Here is a 24280-nt window from a genome sequence, read left to right as displayed (position 1 = left end):
CGTGGCCGCTGTACGGCGGCGCGGAAGGGGGCGCGGCGCGGGGTGCAATTGTGTGAAGCGGTCAATGCGGAGCATTCGCGTCAGGAAGGGGCGTGGGCCGGGGTCGCGGTTCATCGCCGGGGATGCGTGGCCGGGTCGCGCTGGGAGAAGGGGCGTCGCCTGCGGGGGTACGGCGGCCTGCGTGCGGTGGCGCGTCGTGTTGTTCGCGGGTGCGTCAGGACGGGAGCGCCGGCATCGAGGGATGGGGCCGGCGTGTGCGGGTCCGCGGGGTGAGCGTGCGGGACGGCGGTGGAGCAGGGCGTGACACGCGTGTGGTGGGGCGAGCGTGTGGGGCGCGGCGTTGCCGGGCGGCAGGTGCCGGGGGCTTGGCCTGGGAGGCCGGGCGGCGGGGAGGCCGTGATGGGTGGGCGGGCGTTGCGAATGGGGCCGGTCGGATCGTCGTGCGGGGAGACCAGGCGGCCGCTCGTACGGCGGGCTGCCGGGCCGGGCGGGACCCCCGGGGCATGCCGCCCGGACCGATCGTGTGCGGTCCGGCTGACCGGCCCGCCCGGGCGCCGGGGCAGGAGGCGCGCGGTCCACTCCCCCACCGGCCGCCCACGGCGCCCGCCCACCGGTCCGCCCGCCCGGGCGTGCCCGCTGGGCGGGCGGGACCGGAACCGCCCGCTGTGGTGGTGATCTTGCTGCGCGTGCGGTGTCTGCCGCACTATGTCCCTCATGACCGTGTGGCTCGTGGCCGAGGATGTGACCCAGTTGCTGCGGGCCGACCAGGTGGTGACCCTCGCCGCCCAGCCCGCGGATCTGCCGGAGCGGCCCGAGTCGCGCGCTCATCCCACCAATCGGCTGCGCCACGCCGAGTGGGCGCGGATCATGGCGGGCAGCGGCACCGGGCCGGAGGCCGACGGCGGGCATGTGTGCCTGCTCACCCTGCCCGGCCGGCACGCCGTGCCCGCCTTGAGCGCCCTCGCCGCCACGCTGGCGCGCGCGGAGAAGGCCACGCCGCCCGGGGAGAGCGCGTTCGTGCACGGCCCCCTTCCGAGCTGGGCGGCGGAGGGGCCGCGCCCGGATCCCATCTGGCACATCGCGCCGGAGCCGCCGGCCGCCTGGCCACGGCGTAATCCCGCTCACGGGCGTGCCCGGGTGACGTGGGGCATGGGGCCGGTGTCGGACGCCGAGGTGCGGGAGGCCGCGTGGCGGGTGGCGGCCCGTCTCCCCCAGTTGGACAGCCGCCTCGATGTCGAGAACGCGGTGCCCGAGATCGAGGAGTTCCTCGCCGAGGCGAGGTCGGACCGGGGCGAGTTCGACCTGCGGCTGCGTGCTCTGAAGTTGCGGGAGATGGTCGGCGGGAGCCGCGCCGGGCAGGGCATCGCCGCCTATTCCCTGGTCTTGGACGCGCGCAGCATCCTGGGCCTGCTCGCCGAATCGGGGCCGGTCCGGCGTCGGGCGGGCCGGGACAGGTGAGCTCACCCGCTCTGCCGATGCCCCAGTCCCCCGCGCCGTAGAAGCCACGCGAGCGCCGGGAAAGACCCGAGGCCGAGCAGAGCCGACCGGCCCCGCGCCGGCCATCAGCCATGCGCTTCTTCAGCGCCAGTGGCGGCGGCGAAGGCCGGGCTGACTTAGGGGCGTGGGGGACGCGGCCAGCAGGATCCCGCCGGGGCGGCGGCGCGGGTGGACGCGCGCGGGGCGGGCCGGGTGTTCGAGCGGCGCATCCGCGGAGCCACGCGACCTGGTGACAGGTGAGCGCGGGCTCGGCCAGGACGGGCGTTGATGGCGTCGGCGGCGCCCATCGATCTCCAGCAGCCGCCTGCGGCGGAACACCCGAAGTAGCAGACCTCGCCCGGCTTTGATCAGCGCGGAGCTCCTGGGGGTGCGGTACCGGGGGTCCGGCCCGGGCGAGGAAGCCGGCCAGGTCACGCGACGGCTCGCGCGGTGACGAGGGGGTGCGGGGCCGCGGTCCGTTTCGTGGGGGGCGCCCAGGGTCGGCGTGTGGTGGTGTGTGCGATCGCGTGCAGGGGATGCGGCGTCGGGTGGGGCCGGCACTGGTCGTGGGCACGGCGTGGTGTGTGCCCGCGCCGGGATGGGAGTCATGATGGACGGTCCCCTGCGCCTGGCGGCGCTGCCCTCGGCGCCCTTCTGGGCGGGTCGTCATGTGGCCCGGCGGGTACGGGCGCTGGGCCGCCCCGACCTGGAGCGGGCCGCGGTGGCGCTGGCCGGCGAACTGGTCGCCGGGATCACGGCCGGCGCCCCGGGCCGCTCCTACACCGCGGTGCACCATGACCCGCCGGCCGTCGTCGGGGTGCAGGTGTGGCCGTCGGGGGCGGGCGGCTGCGTGGTGTGGGTCCGGCGCTGGGCTTCCCGCGGCGGCCAGGGCCGGCGCCTGCCGTACCGGCCCGCCGCGTCGGCGCTGTGGCCGGAGCTGGCCGATCGGTGGGGGATGCTGACCTACCCGGACGGTGAGGCCGTCTGGTGTGAGCTGGCCGGCCCGCCGCGCCTGGCCGACGCCGCCCCGGAGCCGGACACCGTATGGCGCGGCGGCGCGGGCGACGCCGCGGTGCTGCGCCGGGTGCTGGCCGGGCTGCGCCGGCTCGGCGGCCCGCCGGAGGGCGAGACCGCTCCGGCCCAGACGTCTGGGGCCGCGCGCCGCTGACCGGCAGCACAGGGGCCGGGTGGCGCACGTGCCGGGTACGGCGGGCGCGGTCTGTCGCGCTCCCTTGGCAGGACAGGACCCGCGCCGGTGGGCGCGGGTCCTTGCTGCTGGCCCGGCGGGCGCGCGGAGGTGTGCGCCGGGGTGCCGGGTGGGAGTGGTCAGCGGGCGTGTTCTCGCAGGACGTTCTCCCAGGCGTACTCGCCCTGGATGAGGGCGTGCCCGCTGGGGGCGATGACCACGAGCCGGTCGGGGTTGTCGCACAGGACGCCGATGTCGCCGTCGCCGTTGCGCAGCCGGGCCACGCCGCCGACGCGCAGCGCCTCGATGTGGCCGGCGCCGGTGTCGGCGGCCAGGCGGCCGGCCGAGGAGCGGATCCGGATGTCGCCGTGGCCGACGCGGACGTCGGCCTTGCCGACGGAGGCCAGGTCGACGTCGCCCGCGCTGATCCGGGCGAACAGCGTGGCCGGAGGCTCGCCGACGTACAGGTCGCTCTGGCCGAGCTCCAGGTGGACCTCGGTGCCGGTGGGCACCAGCAGGTAGACGTACAGTTCCTCGCGCACGGGCGCCTGCCGCGGCGCGGCCGGGACGGGCCCGGGGCGCGCGCCGGACCACGCGAACCGCCGGCGGCGGTGCGACCGGCGCCGGGTGTTGGCGCCGGTCAGGGGGCCGGCGGCGGGGAGAGGCGGGGTGACGGCCGGGGCGGGGACGGTCAGCAGGTTCTGCCCGGCCACATAGCTCAGGGACGCGGTGGCGAGCGCGTGGCCGAAGCCGGCGCCCAAGCTTTCCAGGAACACCGCGACCCGGTGCGCGCCGGGGTCGGCGTCGACGAACACCCGGGTGGCCCGGACGACGTTGATGCGCAGGACCGGCGCGGGGCCGGCGATCAGCGCTCGCTTGTCCATGTGGTTTCCCTTCTCGTTTGACGTGGGCGGATCGCCCGCCGTCATCCGTGGGGGCCGGGCCACGTGAAGGGAGACCGCGGAAGAGGGGAGCACCGGGAGGGACGCGCCGTGGAGGGGGGCGGGGGCGGGCCGTGTGAGAGCCGCGGCGCCGCGCCCGGGGTCCGGCGGCCGGGTAGCGGGCGCGGCGGCGGCCGGACGGTGCGGCCCATGACGACAATCCCGATATATGGACAGGCGCGCCGCGGCGCGCGACGAACAGGCGGCTTCCTCGTCGTGACCGCGCTGCTGGCGCTGGCGGTGATCTATGCCGTCACGCAGCAGGCGCCCCGCGTCAGCGTCCGCCCGGGCCCGGTGGTGGATCTGGCGGCGCATGCCACCGCGTCGTTCCCGGACCGGGGCGGCTCGTGGCTGGCGACGACGGTCCGGGCCGACCGGCTCACCCTGTGGGGCCGGCTGGCGGCGCGGCCCGGTGGGGAGACACGCGTGGTGGACGCGGCCCCCGGTGCCGCCGATGAGAGCATGCGGGAATCGCAGACCACCTCGACCCTGCTCGCCAGCATGCTGACCCGCCGTGCCGCGGTCGGGGCCCGCGGGGCGCAGATCGTCGCGTGCGCGCCGGATTCGCCGGCGTGGCGGGCCGGGCTGCGTCCCGGTGATGTGATCGTGCGAGTGGACGGGCGTCTGGTGCAGCGCCCCGCCGACCTGGACGTCCCGGCGGCGGGAGCCGTACGGCTGCTGGTGGCGCCCGGCGTCCGGGGGCGGGAGGGGGTCACGTCGCTGGCGCCCGCCCGCGAGGCCGAGCTGGCGCTGCCCGCCGATGACTCGCTCGCGCGGGCGGCGGGCGTCCGCCTGGCGTCCCCGCGGGTTGCGGCCTTCACGCTGCCGGGCGTCCAGGGGCCCTCGGCGGGCCTGATGATGACGCTGGCGCATCTGGACGCGCTGACGCCTGGCCGGCTGAACGGCGGCCGTGTCATCGCGGGCACCGGCTCGGTCGGCCTGTCGGGGCAGGTCGGGGCGGTGAGCGAGGTCGGCCTCAAGATGCGGGGCGCGTCGCGTGCCCGCGCGCAGGTGTTCTTCGTGCCGGCCCCGCAGTACCGGCAGGCGGCCCAGGCCGCCTCGGGCCGGGTGACGATCGTGCCCGTGTCCACGGTGCAGGACGCCGTGGTGTGGCTGTGCGCGCACGGGGGCGTCTCGACCGCGTGCCCGTCCGCCCCCTGAGGTGCCGCGCCGCGAAGCACGGCGCCGGGGTACGGCGCGCGTGAGCTGCTGCGCTCGTGAGGTACGGCGCTCGCGAGGTACGGCGGCGCCCCGGGCGTCGACGAGCCGCGGCCCCAGCGATTGCGGGGGCCGCGGCGACGTCTGCGCGTCGCGCGCCTCACTCCCTGAGGGGCAGGGTGAGAGTGGCCTCGGCCCCGCAGCGGATGTGCACGAGCCTGCCGGGGGCGTTGAAGGTGGTGTAGCGCGGGTCGGACCCGGTCAGCAGGAGCATCAGCGCGTGCCCGGCCGGGACGGTCCAGGCGGTGGCCTGCAGATCGAGCCGGACCAGCGCGCGCACGCCGGGGCCGGGGGTGAAGACGCAAGGGGCGCCGGTGATGGCCCGGGCGCGGCCGTCGGGGGCGACGTCGTACAGGTAGGCGACGAGGCCGGCGCGGCCGGGGCCGGTGGCGACCGGCAGCCGCAGGCGGGGCGCCCCGCGCAGGATCAGGTCCCGGTCCAGAGGTCCGCTGGTCCACGCCGCGCTGGCGGGGTCGGCCGGATCCAGGACCTGGCCGGGGACCGTCCGCTCCGGGGCCTGGCCGGGGCGGGGCACGTGGAGCAGCGCTCCGCCGGCCGAGGGCTTGGTCCCGGCGTGCAGGGTCACCGCGGCCGGGTCGGGGTGGGGCCGCTCCAGCAGGTCTCCCAGGCGCCCGTCGGGGAGCGGCCCCAGGCGCAGGGTCAGGCTGCGCGGGGCGACGTCCTGCCAGCTGTGGTGCTCCTCGGGTACGGCGCCGCGCGCCTGCACGTACACCGACTCGTGGGTCCGGTCCCGGGCGTCGCGGTCCAGGAGGTGGTCGTTCAGCCAGCCGGTGGCCGACTCCCAGACGGGGCTGTGGCGGCCGAGGATGCCGGACAGCTCCAGGGTCAGGTGGTTGCCGGGGCGCAGCTCCAGGCGCTTGGGGCCGGTCAGGCGCTGGTAGAAGTCGATGATCTGGTTGGGCGGGAACAGGCTGTCGCCCCAGGTGTGGGCGAGGAACACCGCGGTGTCGCGGCGGTTGAGCTCGTGGACGGCTCGCGCGGCGGACCGGGCGTCGCCCCAGGCCTTGAGCGCCTCGATGTTGCGGCCGGCCAGCAGGTCGTCCATCTGGGCGGTGAGCGAGGGGGAGGCGCGGCCGGTGAGGGAGACGGTCACCTTCAGCCCGACGGTGGCGGTGCGGCGCGGGGCGTCGTCGCCGAGCAGCGAGGCGGTCAGGTCGGCCCAGGCGCTCATCGCCCCCACGGCCTTGACGCGCTCGTCGCGGGCGGCGGCGAGCAGGCCGAGCCCGCCGCCGTAGGAGGCGCCGAGGATGCCCACCCGGGACGGGTCGGCGTCGGTGTGGGTCAGCCCCCAGGTGATGACGTCGGACACGTCGGCCACGTCGTCCGGGCCCGCCGCGTCGACCAGGCCCTGGGATCCCCAGAAGCCGCGGGTGTTGAAGCTGAGCACGATGTGGCCGTGGGCGGCCAGCCGCCGGGCGGGCAGCAGGTACTCCAGGTCGTTCATGGCCCAGCTGGACGGCATGATGACCAGGGGGTGGGGCCCCGGGGTGCGGGGCTGGTACAGGTGCGCGCGCAGGATGACGCCGTCGCGCGCCGTGATGTCGGTGAACCGCAGCCAGGAGTGCGGCGTGCGGACGGCCACCCGCAGCAGGTGGCGCATGGACCGTTCGAGGCCGGGCGAGGCCGCCGAGGTCTTGGCGGCCATGCCCAGGGCGCTTCGCAGCAGTCGGTAACGGACATTGCTCATCGGACACCACCGGAGCGAGGAGAGATCGAGACGATCTCCGGTCGGTTCAGGTCCCCTGCGAATGTCCAGCGCCACCCGGAACTGTCCGCCACTCCCGCTCCGCGCTCTGCCCTGCCGTTGCGCCGGGGTCGCGTTCGGCCGGCGGAGCCGGGGGACGGGCCTGGCCTGCCGTACGGCGGGGCGCGGCGACGGTGGAGGGGGCGCGAGGAGCGCGCACACGCGATTGGGGAGGAGATCGTGAGCATCCAGGCAGTCGCAGTGCTGCTCGCCGTCGCCGCCGCGGCGCTGGCCGCCGCCGTGGTCTACCTGAAGAAGGGCCGGCTGTGGGAGGCGGTCGCCGGGCGGTGGCGGAGCCGCCAGGACGACATCACCGATCTGGTCGCCCAGTCGGCGCTGTCCACCGCCGACGACCTGGGCGCGGTGGCGCCCGGGCAGCCGCGCCCGCCGTACTCGATCGTGTGCGGCTACCACATCGACCAGAAGTCGGCCGCGCGGGTGCGCCGCGATCCGGGGTCGGGGCGGCTGGTCGTCGCCGACCCGTGGACGCCGCTGGTGGTGATCGGGGCGCCCGGGTCGGGCAAGACCACCTCGATCATCGAACCGGCCATCCTGGAGTGGGACGGGCCGGTGCTGGCCACCTCGGTCAAGCAGGACCTGGCCTCCTCCACCCGGCTGCTGCGCTCGCGGATCGGCCGGGTCGTGGTGTTCGACCCCTCCGGGCAGCTGCCGCCGGCGCTGCGCGCCTACCGGCGGCTGTGGACGCCGCTGGCGGCCTGCCGTACCTGGAAGGGGGCGTGCGAGACCGCCGCGGCCATGGTGTACGCCTCGGCCGCGGGCGGGTCCTCGGCCGGGGAGGACTTCTGGGGAACGCAGGCGTCGTCCTTGCTGGCGGTGATGATGTACGCCGTCGCCTACGACCCGGGGACGAGCATGCAGGACGTGTCCCGGCTGCTGGGCAGCCTGCTGCAGGACACGCCCGCGGACGACGCGCTGGACCCGCAGGACGAGGACGCCGGGCGCGGCGCGGCGGCGTTCGCCGGGTTCGCCGCGCTCGAGCGGCGGCTGCGCGACCACCAGGCCGCGCTCGGCGCGGTCTGGGACACGGTGGTCGCCGCCAGCCGGGCGGCCGGCGGCGAGCTGACCGAGGCGCAGCATGAGCAGCTGGAGGCGGTCAGCGCGGCCTTCGACGAACTGGAGGCCGCGCTGGAGTCGCTGGCCCCGTTCATGTCCTACGCCCAGCACGCCCCGCAGACCATCGGCGGCGTGGTCGCCAGCATCACGAACGTGCTGCAGGTGTACCGCTTCGCGCGGGACCTGGCCAAGATCACTCATGACGATCCGGATCTGGTCGACATCGACACGTTCCTGCACGGGAAGAACACCCTGTACCTGGTGGCGCCGCCCAAGGCGCAGCGCCTGTACGCGCCGCTGATGACGGCGTTCGCCGAGGCGGTCGTCTCGCGGGCCTACGAGATCGCGCAGGCCCGGCCCGACGGGCGGGTGCCGATCCCGCTGCTGTGCGCGCTGGACGAGGTGGCCAACATCGCGCCGCTGCCGGAGCTGCACTCCTACGCGGCCACGGCCCGCTCGTACCGGATCATGCTGTGCCTGGCGGCGCAGGATCTGTCGCAGCTGAAGGCGCGGTTCGGCGAGGAGCGGACGTATTCGATCCTGTCGTGCGCCGGGACCGCGGTGGTGCTGCCGAAGACCAAGGATCCGATGACGCTGGACTGGGCGTCCAAGATCGCCGGTGAGATCCGGGTGAAGACGACGTCCAAGACGGTCGCCACGTCGGTCAGCCGGACCTCCGGCAAGAGCAGCGCGGCCTCCAGCCCTTCCTCTCACCAGCACAGCAAGCAGTCCGGTGAGTCGGAGTCGGTGACGGTCGGCCACGAGTGGCGCCCGCTGGCGTCCCCGGCGCGGGTCGCGGCCATGAACGAGCGTGAGGGCCTGGCGGTGGTGGGCGCCTACCGCACCCAGTTGCTTCAGCGCCGCGCCTTCGAGGACGCGCGGTTGCAGCGGCTGGCGCGCGGGGACGTGTCCGCCCTGCCGGACACCTCCCCCGCGGTGGCCTCGCTGCCGTACGCCCCTGAGGAGGAGCTGGCCGACCTGTCCGGGGACGGGGACTGAACGGCCCGGGGCCGGGCGCCGTACGGCGTCGCCCGCCCGGGGCCGGGAGCAGTGTGATGCCGCAGCCGGACGCGCTGCGGCATCACACATCACCCGGCCGGGGTTCCGCCCGCGCGTGGTCCAGGGTTTGCGCGCCTGGCCGAGGCCGCCGGTGCGGAGGGCTGGGAGGTCGCTGGGTTAATGCGTGGCCACACCGTCCCACACCTGCCCACGCATTAATGGGCGGTGCCTCTGGGCGGCTGGGGCAGGCGCGGGAGCGCGGGCGCGGGCCGGGGGAAGACCGCAGGGTCCTGCTGAAACGGCGACCGGAGGAACGGTGTGGGGAGGCGGCCTGGGTCTTTCACGCCTCGGCGGAGCGAGATCCGGCCCGGCCCGGCTCGAACGGAGCCAGTGACACGGTGTGACCGGGACGGAGGAGACAGTGGGCCACGACCTCAAGCCGTTGACCACAGGGCAGCGGTGGCTGGCCATCGCCGGAGGCGTCGCGTTCGGGGCGCTGGCGGCCCTCGGCGCGGTCGGGTCGTTCGACGCGGTGCGCGAGGAGGCCATCCGGCGCGGGTTCGACCCCGAGCTGGCGTGGCTGGTGCCCGTGGGCGTCGACGTCGGCATCATCGCGCTGGCGCTGGCCGACCTGCTGTTCACCGGACTGGGCATGGCCATGCCCGCGCTGCGGGTGATCATGTGGGTGCTGACCGGCGCGACCATCTGGTTCAACATCGAGTCCGCCCACGGCGACCCGGTCGCCGCCGGCATGCACGCCGCCATGCCGATCCTGCTGGTGGTGTGGATCGAGGGCGTCCGGCACGCCGTACGGCGGCGCACGGGCATGGCGACCGGCACCCTGCGGGAAGGCATCCCGATCAGCCGATGGTTCCTGGCCTTCGCCGGAACCGCCGTGCTGTGGCGGCGCATGGTGCTGTGGGAGGAGACGTCCTACCGGCGGGCGCTGGACACCGAACTGGATCGCCGCCAGGCGATCCACAAGCTCAAGGGTGTCTTCGGCAAGCGGTGGAAGAAGGACGCGCCGGCGCATCTGGTGTGGCTGGTGACCTCGGGCGTGCGCATGGACGTGGCGCTGCGCCAGGTCGGCCTGCTGACGGCGCTGATGGGGACCGGCCTGAGCGTGGAGGAGGCGATGCGCCGCGTGGAGGAGGCGGACCGCGACCGGTTCCGCGAGGACGAGGAGCGGGGCGACCGCGCTGCCGCCTCGCCGCAGGCGCTCCCGGCGGGCACGGCGGCGACCGGCGCCTCCGGGGCGCGGGAGCTGCCCGGCGCCGGTGATCCGGCCGCCGCGCTGCCCCCGGGAGGGGGCGTGGCCCCCGAGCCCCTGGCGGCCGAGCCTCAGACCCGCTTGATGCCCGAGCGGACGGCAGAGAGTGTGGAGTCGGCGGGCACTTCCCAGGCCGCGGCCGCGCACGCCGGAACCCCCGGCGACGCCGTGACCTCCCCCGAGCCGGCGAACACGCCGCGGCCGGACACGGACGGCTCCCCCGCGCAGGCCCGGGTGGGCGCCGGTAAGCCGGGGCCGCAGCCCAAGCGGTCCGATGAGGAGCTGCTGGCGGAGATGCGGCAGCGGTGGAAGCCGGAGGATCCTCCCTCGCGCGAGCAGATCCGCCGCGCCTTCGGTGTCGGCGCGAGCCGCGCCACCCGGCTGAAGAACACCTTCGCGGCCGGATCCGGGCGCGGCGCGGGCACGTTATCCCGCCGCGGCAAGACCCGTCCCCAGCCCCAGGCGGCCCGCGGTCACGCGGGCCGCCCCCTTGCCCGGCAGCCGGACCGGCGGCCCGGGGCGGACAGCAGGGCCGGGGCGGGCTGTAGGCGTCCGGGGCGGGCTGTAGGCGTCCGGGGGCGGGCTGTAGGCGGTCCCGGGATGGGCTCTGCAGGTGGCCCGGGGTTGCGGGCGGGGGCGAATCCGCGACGGTGGCCCCGATCAATCACCCCTGGAGAGAACATGGATCCTGCACCGTCGCCGGCCAGCCCGCTGGACCGGCTGGCCGTCGCCCGCGCGATGGCGGCCGCGCTGCCCGTCGACGCCACCGCCGGCCAGGCCGCGGCGTCCGTCGAGGCTCTGAGCCGGCTGGGCCCGTTCACCCGCGCGCGGCGGGCCCCTCAGCCCGCGGCCGCCACCGGGCCGACCTCCGCGAATCAGGGGCCCGGCCCCGGAGAATAGGCGGCCGGTGCCGCCGTTGATCGCAGACGGGCTCCAGCGCATCGGCGCTGGAGCCCGGAGTGTCGGGAGCACACGCGATCGCGCGGCTAGAGGAGGGACAGCAGCGGGGCCTGGTGGTTCAGCGCCGCGCGCCATTCCCGGTAGTGGTCGGTGAAGTCGGCGCAGCAGTAGCGCGAGCATGAGCAGTCGCCGCACAAGCGTTCCATCGCGGCCGCGGCGCGCACGTGCCCGGCGATGGGGTGCGCGCACTCCGGACAGATAGGCGTGCTCGTCTCCGGGTCGGCGGTCTGGGGCGTCACAGGGGCGGACATGGGTCTTCCTTTTCGCATGGGCCGGCGCCCGGCACTCAAGACCGGAACAACCGAATCGGCCGGACACCCCACACCGTCCGCGCCCACGCCGTACGGAAAGCCCGCAAGCGACTCCGGTCATGCCACTCGCCCCTGAGCCACCTGCCATGGGACAGGCGGCTCGCAGATCTCCCAGGGGGCCGGGTCCTTCCGCTCCGGGCGCCGGTTGGCAGGCGGGCCCGGTGCTTGGGGCGCCGGGGTTCGGCCGGGGGTGCAGGTGTTGCCGTGGGGGTGTGGGGGCGAACGCTCATCCACCGACCTGACATCCGAGGTGAGGAGTGGTTGGTGAGCGAGACGTTTCACATGGCGTCGCTGGCGGAGTGGTCGCCGCTGCGGGGGCGGCTGCGCGCCGGCGGCTGGGTCGTCGACATCTGGCATGAGCCCGTGCACCCGGGAGCGGTCTCCTTCGACGACTACCTGGTCACCACGCTTCCCGGCGGGCGGCTGCGCCTGGCCGCGATCGACGCGGCGGTCAACGAGGCCGCCGGGCTCCGGGGACGGCTCTGGGGTCACCAGGCCACCGGCGAGGTGCGCGCCCAGCTGCGGCACGTCCCCACGCTGACCGGGGCCCTCGCCCGCGCCCACCACAACCTGTTCGACGCCTCCCGCCCGCCGATGTTCAACCCCATGGCCGCCTGCATGGCCGTCGACCTCGACCTGGAGCAGCCCAGTGGGGACTTCGCCCAGGCCGGCGACTGCGAGGTGTGGGTGCGCGACGCCGCCGGCTGGCACAACCGCACCACCCCCGCCCTGGCCTCGGAGGCGAGCCGGGCCTGGCGTGCCTGGCTGGCCGCCAACCCGGGCGTCTCCCCCGCCCGGCGCTGGCGCGCGCAGGCGCACCTCCTCGGCGATCCCGCCGCCTGGACCTGCCCCGCGGTCGGCGCCTTCGACCAGATCACCCCGCAGGTGGGGGTCTTCGCCGACGTGGAGGAGGTCGTCGTCACCAGCGACGGCGCCCGCCTGACCCGCCGCGCCCTGGAGCGGGGCCTGCGCCCCCACCTGGAGGACTCCCTGCAGCGCACGCCGCCGGACCACCCGCATCCCTGGCCGCACGGCGACCTGGCCGTCCTGCACGCCCGCTACCAGCCGCAGGACGACCCACAGCACTGAGCAGCGCCGCCCCCGCGGTTACGCCCCGGGACGCTGCGCGTCGGGGTGGGTGCTTGTGGTGGCGGGAGCGCGTACACGGTCACGGGCTGTAGAGCGGTCAAATCGAGAAGAGTTCTGGAGGACTCCATGCTCACCGTGATCAACGTGATCTCCTGTGTCCTGTTCCTGGTCCTGGCGGTGCTCCTGGCCGTGGGCGACCGGCTCTGGGCGGCGGGAAGCCGGGTGTTCGCGGGCGTGGACGCGCCGCCAGCGGATGCGATCACCGCTCAGGTGGTCACCGGCGAGGTCGAGAGCGCCCGCGCGCACCCCTCGGGCGGGCACGTGCGGCTGACGCTGCGCCTGCGCGAGGCGCGCATCATCGAGTCGTACCCGGGGATGCCGGAGCGCGCGCGGCGTGTCCCGCGGACCCGGGTCGAGGTGCGGCTGCCCGTGGCGTGGTTCGAGAGCCGGGTCCCGCCGGTCCTGTGGCGGGACGGCGTCCGCGTGTGCCTGCGGTGGACGGCGGCCGCGCGGGGCCGCGGACGGGTGGAGTTCTTCCACCTGGCCGACGACACCGGTGAAGGGGTCGTGTTCCAGCCCGGCGTCGCCGCCGGCCGCATGCCGTCGGCGGCGTCGTGCCGGCTCGCCGCCTGACCCTTCCCCTTCGCCTGCGATCGAGGCGGCCTGTGCGGGCCGCTGGAACAGGGCTGTGGCCCTGTGGTCATAGATCCCCCCTTCGCGGGGGCGCGAATTGTTCTCAGCCAGGCACCCTCGTCCCCGGTCCGGGGACGAGGGTGCGCGTCGTCTCCCCGGGCCTTCCCGCCTTGGCGCGATGGCGGCGGCGGTCACGGTGGCCGGTGGCGCATGCAGCGCCGGCCAAACGAAGCGAGGGAGAACATGATGTCCGACCGCGACGCCGCGCGTGTCCTGTCCGCCTTCACCGCCGCCGCCCTGCTGATCACGGGGTTCCTGGTGTACGTCTTCGATGACGAGGTGTGGGAGACGGCGCTCCTGGCCGCCGTGGTGCTGAGCGGGCTGAGCCTGCACCGGCACCGGAAGATCTACCAGGCGGCCGAGCCGCAGCAGTTCGAGTCCGGGCTGTTCATCGCGGCCCTGGGGATCGCCGTCGGCGGCGCCATGGTCGGGGACGTGACGTTCTCCGTCATCGGGGTGATCTGCCCGATCGCGGCGGCGGCGGTGCTGCTGCGCCGGCAGTACCGGAGCCGCGGCGTCGTCCGTGACCTCCTGGTGGTCCCGGCCAGCGTGGCCGTGCTCGCCATGTGGGGTCGCCGCAACCTCACCGCCCTTGTCCGGCGCTGCAAGGACGAGTACGCGAAGACCCTCGAGGGGGCCAACGTCAAGATCTCCAAGTAGACCCAACCACCAGGCGGCCGGGAATCCCGGCCGCCGTTACGTTTGCCCGGCCACGCGCTCAGGCCGTACGGCCCCGCCGCGGCGCACCCGGTCGGGAGGCGCATCGGTCAGGGGGCGCATCGGTCAGGGGGCGCACCGGTCACGGGGCGCACCGGTCAGGGGGTGTCCAGGGCGAAGGGGTCGGCCGGGTCGGCGGTGGAAGCGGCGTGCAGTTCGGTCTTGCGCATGTCGGGGACGCGCACTCGTTCCAGCCGGGCCCGGGCCAGGGCCGGGTCGTCGGCCTCGGCGATGATCCGCTCGGCGACCTCCGGCGGGGTGCCTTCCAGCAGGCGGCCGACCGCCGCGGGTGACAGTCCCAGCGAGTCGGTGACGGCGGGCCGGGCGCCGCCCTGTGCCCGGGTGCGGCCGGTCTGCCAGGCCGGGCGGGGGAACCGCAGCACGATGGGCGCGCGGAAGGCGTAGTGCCAGATGGCCATCTGGCCCTTGGCCAGGCGCATGATCTGCTCGGACAGGCCCGCGGGGAGCTTGCCGTACACGCCGGAGGACAGTTCGGCGTCGGTGGAGACGCCCAGCGCCAGGGTGGAGACGTTGCCGCGGATGAGCTCGTCCACCTTCGACAGGTTCTGCCCGGGCGCCCACAGCGCGAATCCGGCGTAGCGGCCCTGCGTGGCCAGCCGCTGGAAGACCTTCTTGACGACGGCGTGCTCGCCGCCGGACTGGGGCGCGAACGCGTTCAGCTCGTCCCCGACGCAGATCAGGTGATCGACGCCCAGGCGCCCGTCCTCCGCGGCGCGCATGAGCCGTTCGAAGGTGCGGGCCATCACGATGCCCTGGACGTCTTGGGGCAGGCCGGCGATGTCGACGACGATGACCTGCTGGTCGCGCCAGCCGCTGTCGGGGATGTCGTACATGTCGCGGGAGGAGCCGCGCGAGACGAGCCCGCCGCACCGGTTGGGGAGGCTGGTCAGGAGCTTGTGGGCGCGGCGGCCGGTGGCGATGTGGTGCGAGCGCCAGAACGTGGAGCGCTGGTCGGCGTCCGCGTCCTCGAAGCGGGCGGTGAACCAGGCGTCGAGTTCGGCCAGGGTGTCGCAGCGGGTGCCGCCGGTGGCGCCGACGACCTCGGCGCGCAGGTCGGCCAGCAGGTTGGCGAGGTTGTCGTTCTCCACCACGGCCGGGTACAGGTGGCGCAGGTACGGCCAGATCATGCGCAGGTCCCACCGCAGCTGGCTGGCGTCGGGGCGGGGCGAGGCGGCGACGTCACCGCCGGGCAGCGCGGGGGCGTAGACGTCCACGTGGGGGAAGGGCTCGGCCGGGGTGCCCAGGGCCCGGTAGATGGCGTGGTCGTCGTCGGTGAGCTCGTAGCCGGGCAGGGGCGGCTTGTCCAGCCAGATCAGGTCCTCGCCCTTGACGTTGAAGACGATGGCCGCGCAGGTTTCGCCGGTGGTGCGGGCCGAGTGCAGCGCCGAGCGCAGCAGGACGCCGACGAAGGAGGACTTGGAGGCCAGGCCGCTCTTGCCGCCGACCAGGACGCCGGCGCCTTCGGGGCCGGCGACGAAGTGCCCGTCCAGGCTGACGCGGTGCAGGCTGCCGTCGGCCAGGGGGATCACACCGGCGGGCATGTGCCAGGAGATGCGGTCCTGGCCGAGCGCGGCGTCGACCTCGGCGGCGGTGGCGGGCCGTACGGTGCCCGAGCGCACGGGCCGCAGCGACGGGGAGTGCAGCACTTGCGCCCCGGCGACCATGACTTCGCCGATGTAGCCGGTCAGCGGCGCGGTGGTGGAGCCGCGCAGGTCGGCGGAGATGGGGTCGCGGCTGGTGCCGACGGTCCACATGTCCACGACCGAGCCGATGATGACGCCTTCGGCGGTGTCGGCGGCCACCAGCGTGCCCACTTCGACGGAGCCGCCGGTGGCGGGGTCGACGATGAACTCGAACCTGCCGACGGGGGTGCCGGGACTGGCCGGCAGATAGATCGCCCCCAGCGGGGGGACGTCCGCGGGCGGCGGGGCGGTGGCGGTGTCGGGCACGGCATGCTCCTTGCGCTACTGGTCGGACGTGCCAGTACCGTGCGCGGAACGGCCGATCCGGCAGCGTGAGAGCGCGCCTGCCGCGCGCGGCCCGGTTCGCGAGCGCGCCGGGGGCGCCGGCGGACAGGAGGGGCGGGCGGGCGGCCGGTGGCGGACGCCGGCGGACAGTACGAGGCGGCGCCTGGCGTGACCCGGGCACGAACCACCTGGAGACAGCATGGGTAAGCGGCTTGAGCGGCGGCTGCGGCGTGAGGGCGTCCTCGTCCCGTCCCGCAAGCTCACCCCTGAGCAGTTGCGTGAGCGGCTGCAGCAGCGCGCGCACACCATCCCGGACAAGAAGCGGGAAGCGTCCAGGAGGGCCTGCCGCGGCAGGCCCTCCTCCTTTTCCAGGGGTGGGGCGGGGGCGCCGGGCGGGGTGTGGTGGCGGGCTCATCGTGATGGGTGCGAGGGGGTCCGGGCGCGGGACGTTCGGGGTGGACAGGTAGCTGATCAGGCGGGTGCGGGCGCGGTGCCGTACCCGGGAAGGAGGCGTCGTGCCCGCAGCACCGGCGGTGGATCTGCGGCAGTTCCTGCGGCGGATCAACGGGCTGAGCATGGTCCGCTCCGGCGTGGGCGACCCGGGGGTGCGGGAGGAGCCGCGGACTCCCGGGGAGCTGCTGGAGGCGGACCCGGTCGCGGTCGGTTCAGCCGCTCCGGAGCGGGCGCTGTTCTGCGACGGGGTGGAGGCCGCGCTCACCTTGACGTTCCTGGAGCATCGGCCGGTCACGCTGAACTATGTGGCGGCCGGTGCGGTGGATCGCGGGTGCCGCCCGGTCAGGGAGGTGGACCGGCTGGTCGTCGCCTGCGCGCGCCGGGATGAGGCGTGGCTGGAGAGCCTGGACTGCCCGCTGGAGGTCTGCTACCTGGACGCCGACGACCCGGTCGCGGCGGAGTCCTGCGCGGCGGCGCTCCCGCACCGGATGCGTGAGGAGCTCGAGCGGCATCTGGTGGAGACGCTGCTGCGAGAGGAGGACGGCCTGATCGTGGTGGACGGTTCGCTGATCGGCCATCCGCGGGACGCGCGGCTGGCCGGCGTCGCCAAGACGGTGCGGCGGCGCTATCTGGGGGACGAGTCGGTGCTGTTCCGCCTGCCGGTCGGCTGGCGCTCGCCGCGGTTCCGGATCCCGGCCGGCACCGCGGGCCCGGCGCCGGACCGGTACTCCTGCTATGTGCGGCTGGCCGGGGGCCCGGCCTCGCCCTGGCATCACGGCCTGGTGCGGCTGGAGGCCTTCGAACCGCAGGCGCTGGAGGAGGCGGCGGCCCTGGCCCTGGCCGAGCGGCAGCACGCGGCCACGCTCGACCCCCGCGGTGACCGCCACCTTCGCCCGATCGCGCACGTGGAGAGGCTGCTGCGTTCGCGCCGTCCGGCGATCTTCTGACCGCCGCCCCGGGTACGGCGTTGCCCGTGGGTCTGGGCGGGCGCTGGTCAGGCCGGCTGCAGGATCGGCTGGGCGCTGTGGTCGCCGGCGGCCAGGTGCAGCAGCCGGCCGCGTTCCCAGGTGATCTGGCGGACGGCCGGTTCGAGCAGGTCGAATCCCGGGCTGCGCATCATCTGCCCCGGATGCTTGCGGTAGCAGTACACCGACTCGGGCAGGACGATCCCCGGGGCGGTCCCGGTGACCGCGATGAGCATGCCGATGTCCTCGGCCTGGGGCAGGCCCTGCCAGCCGCCCACCCGGCGCAGCAGGTCGGTCCGCGTGAGCAGGGTCCATGGCCCCAGGGGGAGCGTCGCCTCGGGAGCGGGCCAGCATCGCCATACGCCGCCGGGGGCGTGGTGGCCGGGAGGGGCCGGGCAGGTCCAGCGGCGCAGCCGCCCGCCGGGCAGCAGGTCGTCGGAGCGGCCGGCCACCCAGCCCGCGCCGCTGTGGGCTGCGGCCGCGCGCAGGCGCCGCCGCAGCGAGCCGGCCGGGAGAAGGTCGTCGTCGGCGGCGCTGGTGGTCCAGGGGGTCTGGACGTGGTGCAGGGCGAGGTTGCGTACGGCTGCCGCGCCGGCGGGCCGCGCCGATTCCACTACGGTGACGCGGCTGTCCTGGCGCAGGGCGGGCGGGACGCGGTCCGCGGGGACTCCGTCCAGGGCGAGGATCCACCGCCAGGCGGCGTCCTGCTGGGCGGCGAGGCTGGCGTGCAGCTGGAGCAGGTAGGGGATGCGGGCGGGGACCAGGCGGGTGGCGGTGATGATCGTGACGTCCATTGCGATCACGGTCCGGGGCGGCGCCCAGGCGCAGCAGATCGGCGCCGGGAGGGCGGCGCGGCAGGTGTTGCGGCGGCGGGCGTCGCCGACACGGTGGCCGGGCGTCCGAATCAACGCGAGCCCTTTCGAGGGAGGCTTAGATGCTCATCCTGGCCAACCCCGTGTTCCCGTCGCGCCGATCCGCCCCCACGGCGGAGGAGAGCCTGCTGCGGCGCACCTACCCCCGGCCGAAGTCCGACGACCCCCGGATCAGGCTGTCCTACGGTTCCCCCTCGCAAGGGCTGGTGTCGTCCCGGACGGGGCGGCCCATCATCATCCACTGACCTCGACCGCCCCCGGCTTCTTGCCGGGGGCGGTTTCTCGTACGGCCGCGCGGGGGCGGGGGGTGGAGACGCGGCGAGCGGGGCGGGGCAAGGAGGGGCGGCGAGCGGGGCGGGGCGAGGGGGCGGCGGAGGCGGGCGGAACCGCGGCCGCGGCGGGCGGGGTGCCCAGGGCCGCAGCGGGGGTGTAACAGGTGGAGGTCGCAGGGTGTGGGCTCGGGTGAGCGGTAGGCGCGCATCCAGCGGTCGTGCACGGGGGTGCCCGCCGACCAGGTGAAGCGCATGGCGTACTCCAGGCGGCGCTGTCCTGCGGCGGCGCGGCGGGTGCCGTGGGCCAGCCGGCCGGAGGCGGCGATCTCCTCCCGCATCTGGCCGGTGGTCAGGTCGAAGCGGACCAGGTCGCCGCCCGGGGTGACGACGAACAGGCGGTATCCGGTGATCTGCTGGTGGGGGCGGATCTGGACGAAGTTCACCTGATTGCGGGAGACGAAGGACACCTTCACCTCGTAGTGGGCGCCGCGCGCGTCGGTGACGTCGCCACGGTCGGCGCCCTGCGGCACGAGGGACCATCCGTAGAACTCGGCGAGGTAGTTGGCCACGCGGGTGCCGTAGGACTGCGGGGTCAGCAGGCGCATCAGCCGGATGAAGATCGGCCAGGGCTGGTCGAAGGCGTATCGCGGGTCACGGGCGGATTGCCGGCGCACGTCCTCGATCAGGGCGAGGGCGACCTCGAGCGACGCCAGGGCCGGGGGCGGCCCGTCCTCGGGGCCGGCGGGTGCGGCCGGGCGGGTGCGGGATACCGGGTGCATCGGGCCGGTACCGTCCGGGTCGTACGGTGCGCGGCCACCGCTGGATGTCCCGGGTGCGCGGGTGTTCCCGGCCGTGGTCCGGGCCGCGCGCGGGCCGCGACCGGGTCAGCCGGTCGGCCGCGGGCTCGGGCGGGCATGACGAAGCCCGGTCCTCCTCGGGTGCGGGAGGGCCGGGCTCGGTGAGATGGTGCGCGCGGCTCAGACGGCGATGAGCTGCTTGTGCCCGGAGCGGCGGCCGTGCAGGGCTTCGAACAGGGACTCCTGTTCCTGCTCCAGCCGCTGCTTCTCTTCTTCCAGCTTGACGAGGTTGCGCTCCAGCTCCCGGATGCGGCTCTTGACCTCCTCGATCGTCAAGGTGGCCACGTCAGCGCTCCACGAGGTGGCGGTCTGCCCGGCCGCGCCGGGGTTCAGGACCTGCCGGATGCTCTCCTCGCTGACCCGGTAGCACTCACGCAGGGAGTCGAGGTAGACGAACCAGCTGCCGGCTTCCTTCTTCCCCGCTAGCCGTCCGTCGCGGAGCGCCTTGCGGATGCCCGCGGAAGAAATATGGGCAAGCTGCGCTGCTTCATGGACCGTGATGGTCCCCTCAGTCTCCAGGATCGACACCCGGCGCCTCCCGACTCATGCTCTACCCGCGTCGCAGTATACACACAGGTTACGCCTCGGCGCGAGGAAGTTGCGGAACCAGCTGCCGGGCAAGGCTAGCAACCGCGGGCCCCTGCGCGGAGGGGGTTTCCGCGATATCGGCCCGGCCGTCTTCCGGCGGCCGGCGCGCGGCCGCGGCCCCGGCCGCGCCCCGGCCGCGTTTCCGCGCCACCGATTCCGTGCCCCGGAACCTCGCGCGCCCGATTTCCGCGCCACCGATTCCGGGGGGCCGGTTTCCGCGGCCCGGATTCCGTGCCCTGGAAATCCGCGCCACGGAATCCGGGCTGCGGAAACCGGGGCCCCGGATCCGGAGGACCGCTCGCGGCCCCTCCGGCGGCGGAGAACCCGCAGGTCGCCGCCCGCGGCACGGTTTGAGTGGCACGGAAACGGTGGCGCTGTCATGTCCTCATCCACCCCCGCCGATGTCATCGATGAGAGATGACATGAATCGACTTCTTCCTGAAAAATGGATGAAGATCGGTCTTCATCCCATCGTCATGGCCAGCGCGACACGCCGACGGCGAAACCGGACGTAACCATCGCGGGCGTGCCCGCGCGAGCGGCCGCAGAGGGGGCTCCGAGCGCGGGAGCGGGCTGGGGCACGAGCCCGCCGGGAATGGTAAAACCGCAGGTCACAGTGGTGTAGTGCTGCAAGGGTGACGATGCAGCGTTGCGAGGGTGCCGCTGCGGGGGCCGCTTACTGGGGCGGGACGGCGCCGGCGACAAGCTTGGCCATCTGCGTGACGGATGGGGCAGGGAAGTGGTTGAATGCCACGGAACCAAGTTACGAGGTCGGTTACGCAGGGCGCGGACGAGAGCGAAACGAAGGGTGACGTGGTGCGCAAGGAGCACGTACGGGCCACCACGAGGGCTGAATTGAGTCAGATCCTGGGACTCCCCCTCACGGTGATCGCCTCGCTCGAGCGCGCCGGGGCGATTCGTCCCACCGTCACCCGGGAGTTCGGCGACAAGCGGCCGGCCCTGTTCGACGCGGTCGAGGTCACCGCCGCGATCGCGGTGGGCCAGGCGTACGCCCTCGGGTGGCGGGGTGCGGCGCTGGCGCGGGTTCGCGAGGCCATTGTCGAACGCCGACGGGTCCTCAGACGCGGTTTCCGCGGATACCTGGCGCTGGAGGCCGACGGGGGTTCCACCCTCATCGGCGCCGGTTCCCCGGACAACGTGACCAGCGTGGAGAGGTATCTCAAGACGTTCAAGGAGCGGGCGGCCTGCGCCCTGCTGGTCCAGGTCGTCATGGCCAACGTCGGCGAGGACCCGCTGTTCCTCATGAGCGGCCCCGTCGTGCCGCCGCAGATGGCGGTCAGGGCGCGCCGATGAGCAGGCGAACCGTCGAGCGCCCCGCCGTCCGGCTGATGGCGGAGGTCCTGCAGGTCTCGACCCGGTCCGGGCTCTCCGAAGGACGCGGCGTCGCCGAACTCGTCCTGGACGCGCAGGAGTCGCTGCGGCTGCTGCGCGAGCTGGGCCCCGACGCGTTCTTGATCCTGCAGGTCGTCCTCCTGCTGGCCGAGGACGACCCCGTGTACGGGTGGATCATCCCCAACCCCGTTCAGGCGATCCAGCAGCAGATCGCCGGCATGGGCGAGAACAAGATCAACCGGCTGATCACCACGCTGAGCAAGCACGGGATCGTGATGCGGGTGCAGCCCAAGACGCTCGACGCCTGCGGCCGGAGCGTGTTCACCCGGGGGTTCCTGCAGATCCTGCCCTCCCCCCACGTCGCCTCCGGGCAGCAGGCCGAGCCGGCGCACCAGGAGGCCAAGCCGATCGTGCCCCGGCCGGCCGCCCCCGCCGAGCACCGGGCCGAGCTGTCGGCGGCGCCGTCCCCGGCCGGGCCCGCGCCGCAACGCGCCCCCGGCGCTCCCGGCGCTCCCGCGGACGCCGAGCCCGCCGGCCGCTGGGGCACCCTCGTGCCGGCCGACCAGTTGCGCGCCATCTTGTCGCTGTGGCGCTTCGACGGGGCCAGCGCGGTCATCGGCCGCAATCACGTCCAGGTGTCCGACGCGGTCAAGGCCCTGCACTGGATGCTCTGCACGGGACGCGCGATCAACAATCCCGGCGCCTATCTGCGCAGCATGCTCAACAAGGGCGTCCCGCTGCTGCCGGGCGAGGACGTGCCGCAGGAGTACCTGCGCGGCGTCCCGACGGTCGAGCAGGTGGCCGCGCGCACCAGGCCGCTGCTCAGCAAGGCCGCCCAGCAGGCGGTCGCGGCGGCCGAAGCCCGCCGCAAGAAGATCGACGCGGTGATGGACTCCCTGCCCGACGTCCAGCGCATGGCGGTGGAGACCGAGATCGAAGAGGCGATGCGGGAGTTCTTCCACGAGCCGGAGGAAGTCCAGGCGGTGCGCTGGTACGAGCTGGCGGAGATGCACCTCACGCTGCGCGGCCTGATATCCGGCGGCGCCGACGCGCAGGCCGTCGGCGCCGAGCCGCCCGGCCCCGACCCGGCCGATGACCGGATGCTCGCGCTGAGCCACGCCGGTCCCGGCGAGCCCCTGTTCTGACGACCCCTGCGGTGGCCTGACGCCTTCCCGGGGCGGCACGGTCCCGCCGCCGGTACCGCCCCGCCCACCCGGGCGGGACGGCCCTGAGTCCTGGCGGGGCGCGCCCTGACGGAGGTCAGTCCTCGGCGACGAACACCATCCAGAACAGCCACGCCAGCAGCAGGCCGCCACCGAGCGCCATGATCACCTTGGTCAGGCCCATCGACAGCACCCCGCCCCAGGTGATGGGCGGAGCGTCCATGACGCATCGCCGCTCGGCGCAGCGCGCCTGCGGATGCTCGGCCCGCCACTGCGCGGGCGGATCGTCCACCTGGACCGACTGCCGGCCCCGCAGGAGGACGGCCTGGTAGGTCACCCCGTCGAACTGGGCGGTCGCCCCGGGGGTGAACCGGGAACCGGCGTGCACCCGGGCCGCCTCGCCGTACACCGGGCCCGCCACGCCGTCCAGGATCAGGCCGCGGACCAGGAACAGCGTCAAGAACAGCAGCGCCAGCGCCGCGAAGCCCGCCACGAGCACGGGGAAGCCCACATGCCGCAGGCCCGCGAGCGCGCCCGGGGCCGCCGGAGCGGACAGGCGGCCGGGCAGGGAGTGTCTTCTCAGCATGCGTGCGACCGTCGCGTCGCGCGCGGCCACGGCAAGGCGCGCGACCCGCCCCGCGGATCCTCCCCGGAACCGGCCGGCCGGGCGGGGCGGGAGCCGTACGGCATCCGGCCGGGTGAGGGGTGCCGGAGGCCGGGCGCCGGTCACTGTCATCCCCATGACGCACCCGCTGACGCTCGCCCACCTGTCCGACACGCACCTGGGCCAGGAGGCCTACCACGCGGTCGCGGCCAACGGCCTGAACGCCCGCGCGACCGACATCGTCAAGGCCTTCCACCAGATCGCCACGCACATCGCCGCCTCGCCGGACATCCCGCTGGCGCTGCACTCGGGGGACGTCGGGGAACGGCCGAGCATCCCCGTGCGCTACATGCTGGCCGCCCGCACCGAGTTCGCCCGGATGGCGGCGCCGCTGGACGCCGGCTCCCCCTACCGGCGGCAGGTGGTCGTCATCGCCGGCAACCACGACCAGCCGCGCAGCCCGAAGGAACCGTGCTGGCTGGAGCTGCTGTCCACCGTGCCCGGGGTGCACGTCGTGACCGGCCGCTACACCACGGTGGCGTTCGAGGAAGAGGTCGCCGCAGGCCGGGCCCATCCGTCCCTGGCCGACGTCGTCGTGCACGCCCTGCCGCACGATGAGCTCAAGCTCGTGGACTTCGACGAGGTCCGGCCCGTCGCGGGCAAGACCAACATCTTGATGTCGCACGGGGTGGCGGTCGGGTCCGAGCTGTTCCTGCGGGCGCAGGGCCGCGAGTACCCGATCCCCAGCGACCTGCTGCTGCGCGAGTGGGACTACGTCGCGCTCGGCCACTACCACAAGCAAGGGCCGGTGTACCTGAACGGCAAGGCCCGCACCTCCAAGATCTGGTACGCCGGGAGCCCGGAGCACATCGACTTCGGCGACGTGCTCGACGGCGGCGGCAAGGGCTACCTGCGGGTCGGCCTCGAACCCGGCGGCGCCCCCCGCGTGCAGCCGGTCGACCTGCCGATCCGGCCCATGTACCGGCTGCCCGTCCTGGACGCCGCCGGGATGTCACCCGAGCGGATCGGGCAGGCGCTGGCCGAGCGGGTGCGGCAGGCCGGCGCCGAGGGCAAGCCCGTCCACGGCGCGGTCATCCAGCAGGTCGTGATCAACGTCAAGCAGGACCTGTGGGCCCTGGTCGACCGCGGCCAGGCGCGGCGCGCGGCCGGTGCGGCGCTCCACTACGACGTCGTCCCCCGCTTCGAGAAACCGGGCCGGCGCGACGCCGGCGACGACCCGGCCACCGGTGACGCCGGGGCGGGCGGGGCCACGCCCCTGGCGCACATGACGCGGGCCCTGCGTGAGGCCTCCGCCGAGATCGAGGAGGACATCCGCCCCCGCGCCCTGGACATGGCCGGAAACCTGCTGGCCGACGCGCTCGGCGTCCCCGCCCTGCAGGCCGAGACCGCCCGGCCGCCCGCCGAGACCGCGGACCAGCCACCCGCCACCCCCCACGCCGCCTGAG

20 protein-coding genes are annotated in these 24280 nt (G+C 74.7%); 12 read left to right on the top strand and 8 right to left on the bottom strand.

What is annotated here, in order from left to right; translation table 11 throughout:
- Window positions 1-714: 714 nt before the first annotated feature.
- Both D5H75_RS37985 and D5H75_RS37980 read left to right on the top strand, forming a co-directional pair.
- Complete coding sequence (locus D5H75_RS37985) at window positions 715-1458, top strand: hypothetical protein (protein ID WP_147425426.1); 744 nt, start codon at window positions 715-717, stop codon at window positions 1456-1458.
- 625 nt (window positions 1459-2083) lie between these two features.
- On the top strand, window positions 2084-2644 hold the full coding sequence (locus tag D5H75_RS37980) for a hypothetical protein (RefSeq protein WP_119931467.1): 561 nt from the start codon (window positions 2084-2086) through the stop codon (window positions 2642-2644).
- Between the two features lie 158 nt (window positions 2645-2802).
- Here D5H75_RS37980 and D5H75_RS37975 read toward each other — a convergent pair whose 3' ends face one another.
- A complete protein-coding gene (locus D5H75_RS37975; protein ID WP_119931466.1) occupies window positions 2803-3546 on the bottom strand; it encodes a DUF4097 family beta strand repeat-containing protein in 744 nt (247 codons plus the stop codon).
- 207 nt (window positions 3547-3753) lie between these two features.
- Here D5H75_RS37975 and D5H75_RS37970 point away from each other — a divergent pair, with 207 nt between their 5' ends.
- On the top strand, window positions 3754-4764 hold the full coding sequence (locus tag D5H75_RS37970; RefSeq protein WP_119931465.1) for a PDZ domain-containing protein: 1011 nt from the start codon (window positions 3754-3756) through the stop codon (window positions 4762-4764).
- A gap of 157 nt (window positions 4765-4921) precedes the next feature.
- On the opposite strand, the gene D5H75_RS37965 is transcribed toward D5H75_RS37970, so the two are convergent.
- A complete protein-coding gene (locus tag D5H75_RS37965; RefSeq protein WP_119931464.1) occupies window positions 4922-6529 on the bottom strand; it encodes a CocE/NonD family hydrolase in 1608 nt (535 codons plus the stop codon).
- Window positions 6530-6766: 237 nt separating this feature from the next.
- On the opposite strand from D5H75_RS37965, the gene D5H75_RS37960 reads away from it, so the two are divergent.
- Together D5H75_RS37960 and D5H75_RS37950 are read left to right on the top strand one after the other, a co-directional pair.
- On the top strand, window positions 6767-8659 hold the full coding sequence (locus tag D5H75_RS37960) for a type IV secretory system conjugative DNA transfer family protein (protein ID WP_202638918.1): 1893 nt from the start codon (window positions 6767-6769) through the stop codon (window positions 8657-8659).
- 421 nt (window positions 8660-9080) lie between these two features.
- Window positions 9081-10829: a DUF2637 domain-containing protein gene (locus tag D5H75_RS37950; protein WP_202638917.1), complete on the top strand. Its 1749-nt coding sequence runs from the start codon at window positions 9081-9083 to the stop codon at window positions 10827-10829.
- An 86-nt stretch (window positions 10830-10915) separates the two neighbouring features.
- Here the strand turns inward: D5H75_RS37950 and D5H75_RS37945 are convergent, their stop codons facing one another.
- Window positions 10916-11140 carry a hypothetical protein gene (locus D5H75_RS37945; RefSeq protein WP_119931461.1) on the bottom strand — a complete coding sequence of 75 codons (225 nt, stop codon included), beginning with the start codon at window positions 11138-11140 and terminating at the stop codon, window positions 10916-10918.
- 324 nt (window positions 11141-11464) lie between these two features.
- On the opposite strand from D5H75_RS37945, the gene D5H75_RS37940 reads away from it, so the two are divergent.
- The 3 genes from D5H75_RS37940 to D5H75_RS37930 all read left to right on the top strand — a co-directional run bounded on the left by D5H75_RS37940 (window position 11465) and on the right by D5H75_RS37930 (window position 13642).
- Entirely contained in the window at window positions 11465-12289 is an 825-nt protein-coding gene (locus D5H75_RS37940) for a hypothetical protein (RefSeq protein WP_147425425.1), read from the top strand.
- A gap of 126 nt (window positions 12290-12415) precedes the next feature.
- Window positions 12416-12922, top strand: a complete 507-nt coding sequence (locus D5H75_RS37935) for a hypothetical protein (RefSeq protein WP_119931459.1) — start codon at window positions 12416-12418, stop codon at window positions 12920-12922.
- A 246-nt stretch (window positions 12923-13168) separates the two neighbouring features.
- The gene (locus tag D5H75_RS37930; RefSeq protein WP_119931458.1) at window positions 13169-13642 is read left to right on the top strand and encodes a hypothetical protein; all 474 of its coding nucleotides are present in this window, start codon (window positions 13169-13171) and stop codon (window positions 13640-13642) included.
- A 155-nt stretch (window positions 13643-13797) separates the two neighbouring features.
- Here the strand turns inward: D5H75_RS37930 and D5H75_RS37925 are convergent, their stop codons facing one another.
- Complete coding sequence (locus D5H75_RS37925) at window positions 13798-15669, bottom strand: hypothetical protein (protein ID WP_119931457.1); 1872 nt, start codon at window positions 15667-15669, stop codon at window positions 13798-13800.
- Between the two features lie 533 nt (window positions 15670-16202).
- Between D5H75_RS37925 and D5H75_RS37920 the strand changes: the two genes are divergently transcribed.
- Window positions 16203-17087: a DNA double-strand break repair nuclease NurA gene (locus tag D5H75_RS37920; protein ID WP_147425424.1), complete on the top strand. Its 885-nt coding sequence runs from the start codon at window positions 16203-16205 to the stop codon at window positions 17085-17087.
- Between the two features lie 47 nt (window positions 17088-17134).
- Here the strand turns inward: D5H75_RS37920 and D5H75_RS37915 are convergent, their stop codons facing one another.
- The 3 genes from D5H75_RS37915 to D5H75_RS37905 form a co-directional block, all read right to left on the bottom strand.
- Complete coding sequence (locus tag D5H75_RS37915; RefSeq protein ID WP_119931455.1) at window positions 17135-17899, bottom strand: glycosyltransferase family A protein; 765 nt, start codon at window positions 17897-17899, stop codon at window positions 17135-17137.
- Window positions 17900-18158: 259 nt separating this feature from the next.
- Window positions 18159-19028, bottom strand: coding sequence for a hypothetical protein (locus D5H75_RS37910; protein WP_119931454.1), 870 nt, complete (start codon window positions 19026-19028; stop codon window positions 18159-18161).
- Between the two features lie 198 nt (window positions 19029-19226).
- The gene (locus D5H75_RS37905; RefSeq protein ID WP_119931453.1) at window positions 19227-19634 is read right to left on the bottom strand and encodes a hypothetical protein; all 408 of its coding nucleotides are present in this window, start codon (window positions 19632-19634) and stop codon (window positions 19227-19229) included.
- Window positions 19635-20549: 915 nt separating this feature from the next.
- On the opposite strand from D5H75_RS37905, the gene D5H75_RS37900 reads away from it, so the two are divergent.
- Window positions 20550-21008: a hypothetical protein gene (locus tag D5H75_RS37900; RefSeq protein WP_119931452.1), complete on the top strand. Its 459-nt coding sequence runs from the start codon at window positions 20550-20552 to the stop codon at window positions 21006-21008.
- Entirely contained in the window at window positions 21005-22192 is a 1188-nt protein-coding gene (locus D5H75_RS37895) for a hypothetical protein (protein WP_147425423.1), read from the top strand. Before D5H75_RS37900 ends, D5H75_RS37895 begins: the two co-directional genes overlap by 4 nt.
- A gap of 115 nt (window positions 22193-22307) precedes the next feature.
- Here the strand turns inward: D5H75_RS37895 and D5H75_RS37890 are convergent, their stop codons facing one another.
- Window positions 22308-22796, bottom strand: a complete 489-nt coding sequence (locus tag D5H75_RS37890) for a hypothetical protein (RefSeq protein ID WP_119931450.1) — start codon at window positions 22794-22796, stop codon at window positions 22308-22310.
- A 154-nt stretch (window positions 22797-22950) separates the two neighbouring features.
- On the opposite strand from D5H75_RS37890, the gene D5H75_RS37885 reads away from it, so the two are divergent.
- Entirely contained in the window at window positions 22951-24279 is a 1329-nt protein-coding gene (locus D5H75_RS37885; protein ID WP_202638916.1) for a metallophosphoesterase family protein, read from the top strand.
- Window position 24280 lies beyond the last annotated feature (1 nt).

It is taken from the genome of Bailinhaonella thermotolerans, assembly GCF_003594875.1.
In the GTDB taxonomy this organism is placed as follows: domain Bacteria; phylum Actinomycetota; class Actinomycetes; order Streptosporangiales; family Streptosporangiaceae; genus Bailinhaonella; species Bailinhaonella thermotolerans.
The sequence above is the reverse complement of the archived record's forward strand: the minus strand, read 5'-3'. Positions and strand labels throughout refer to the sequence as shown.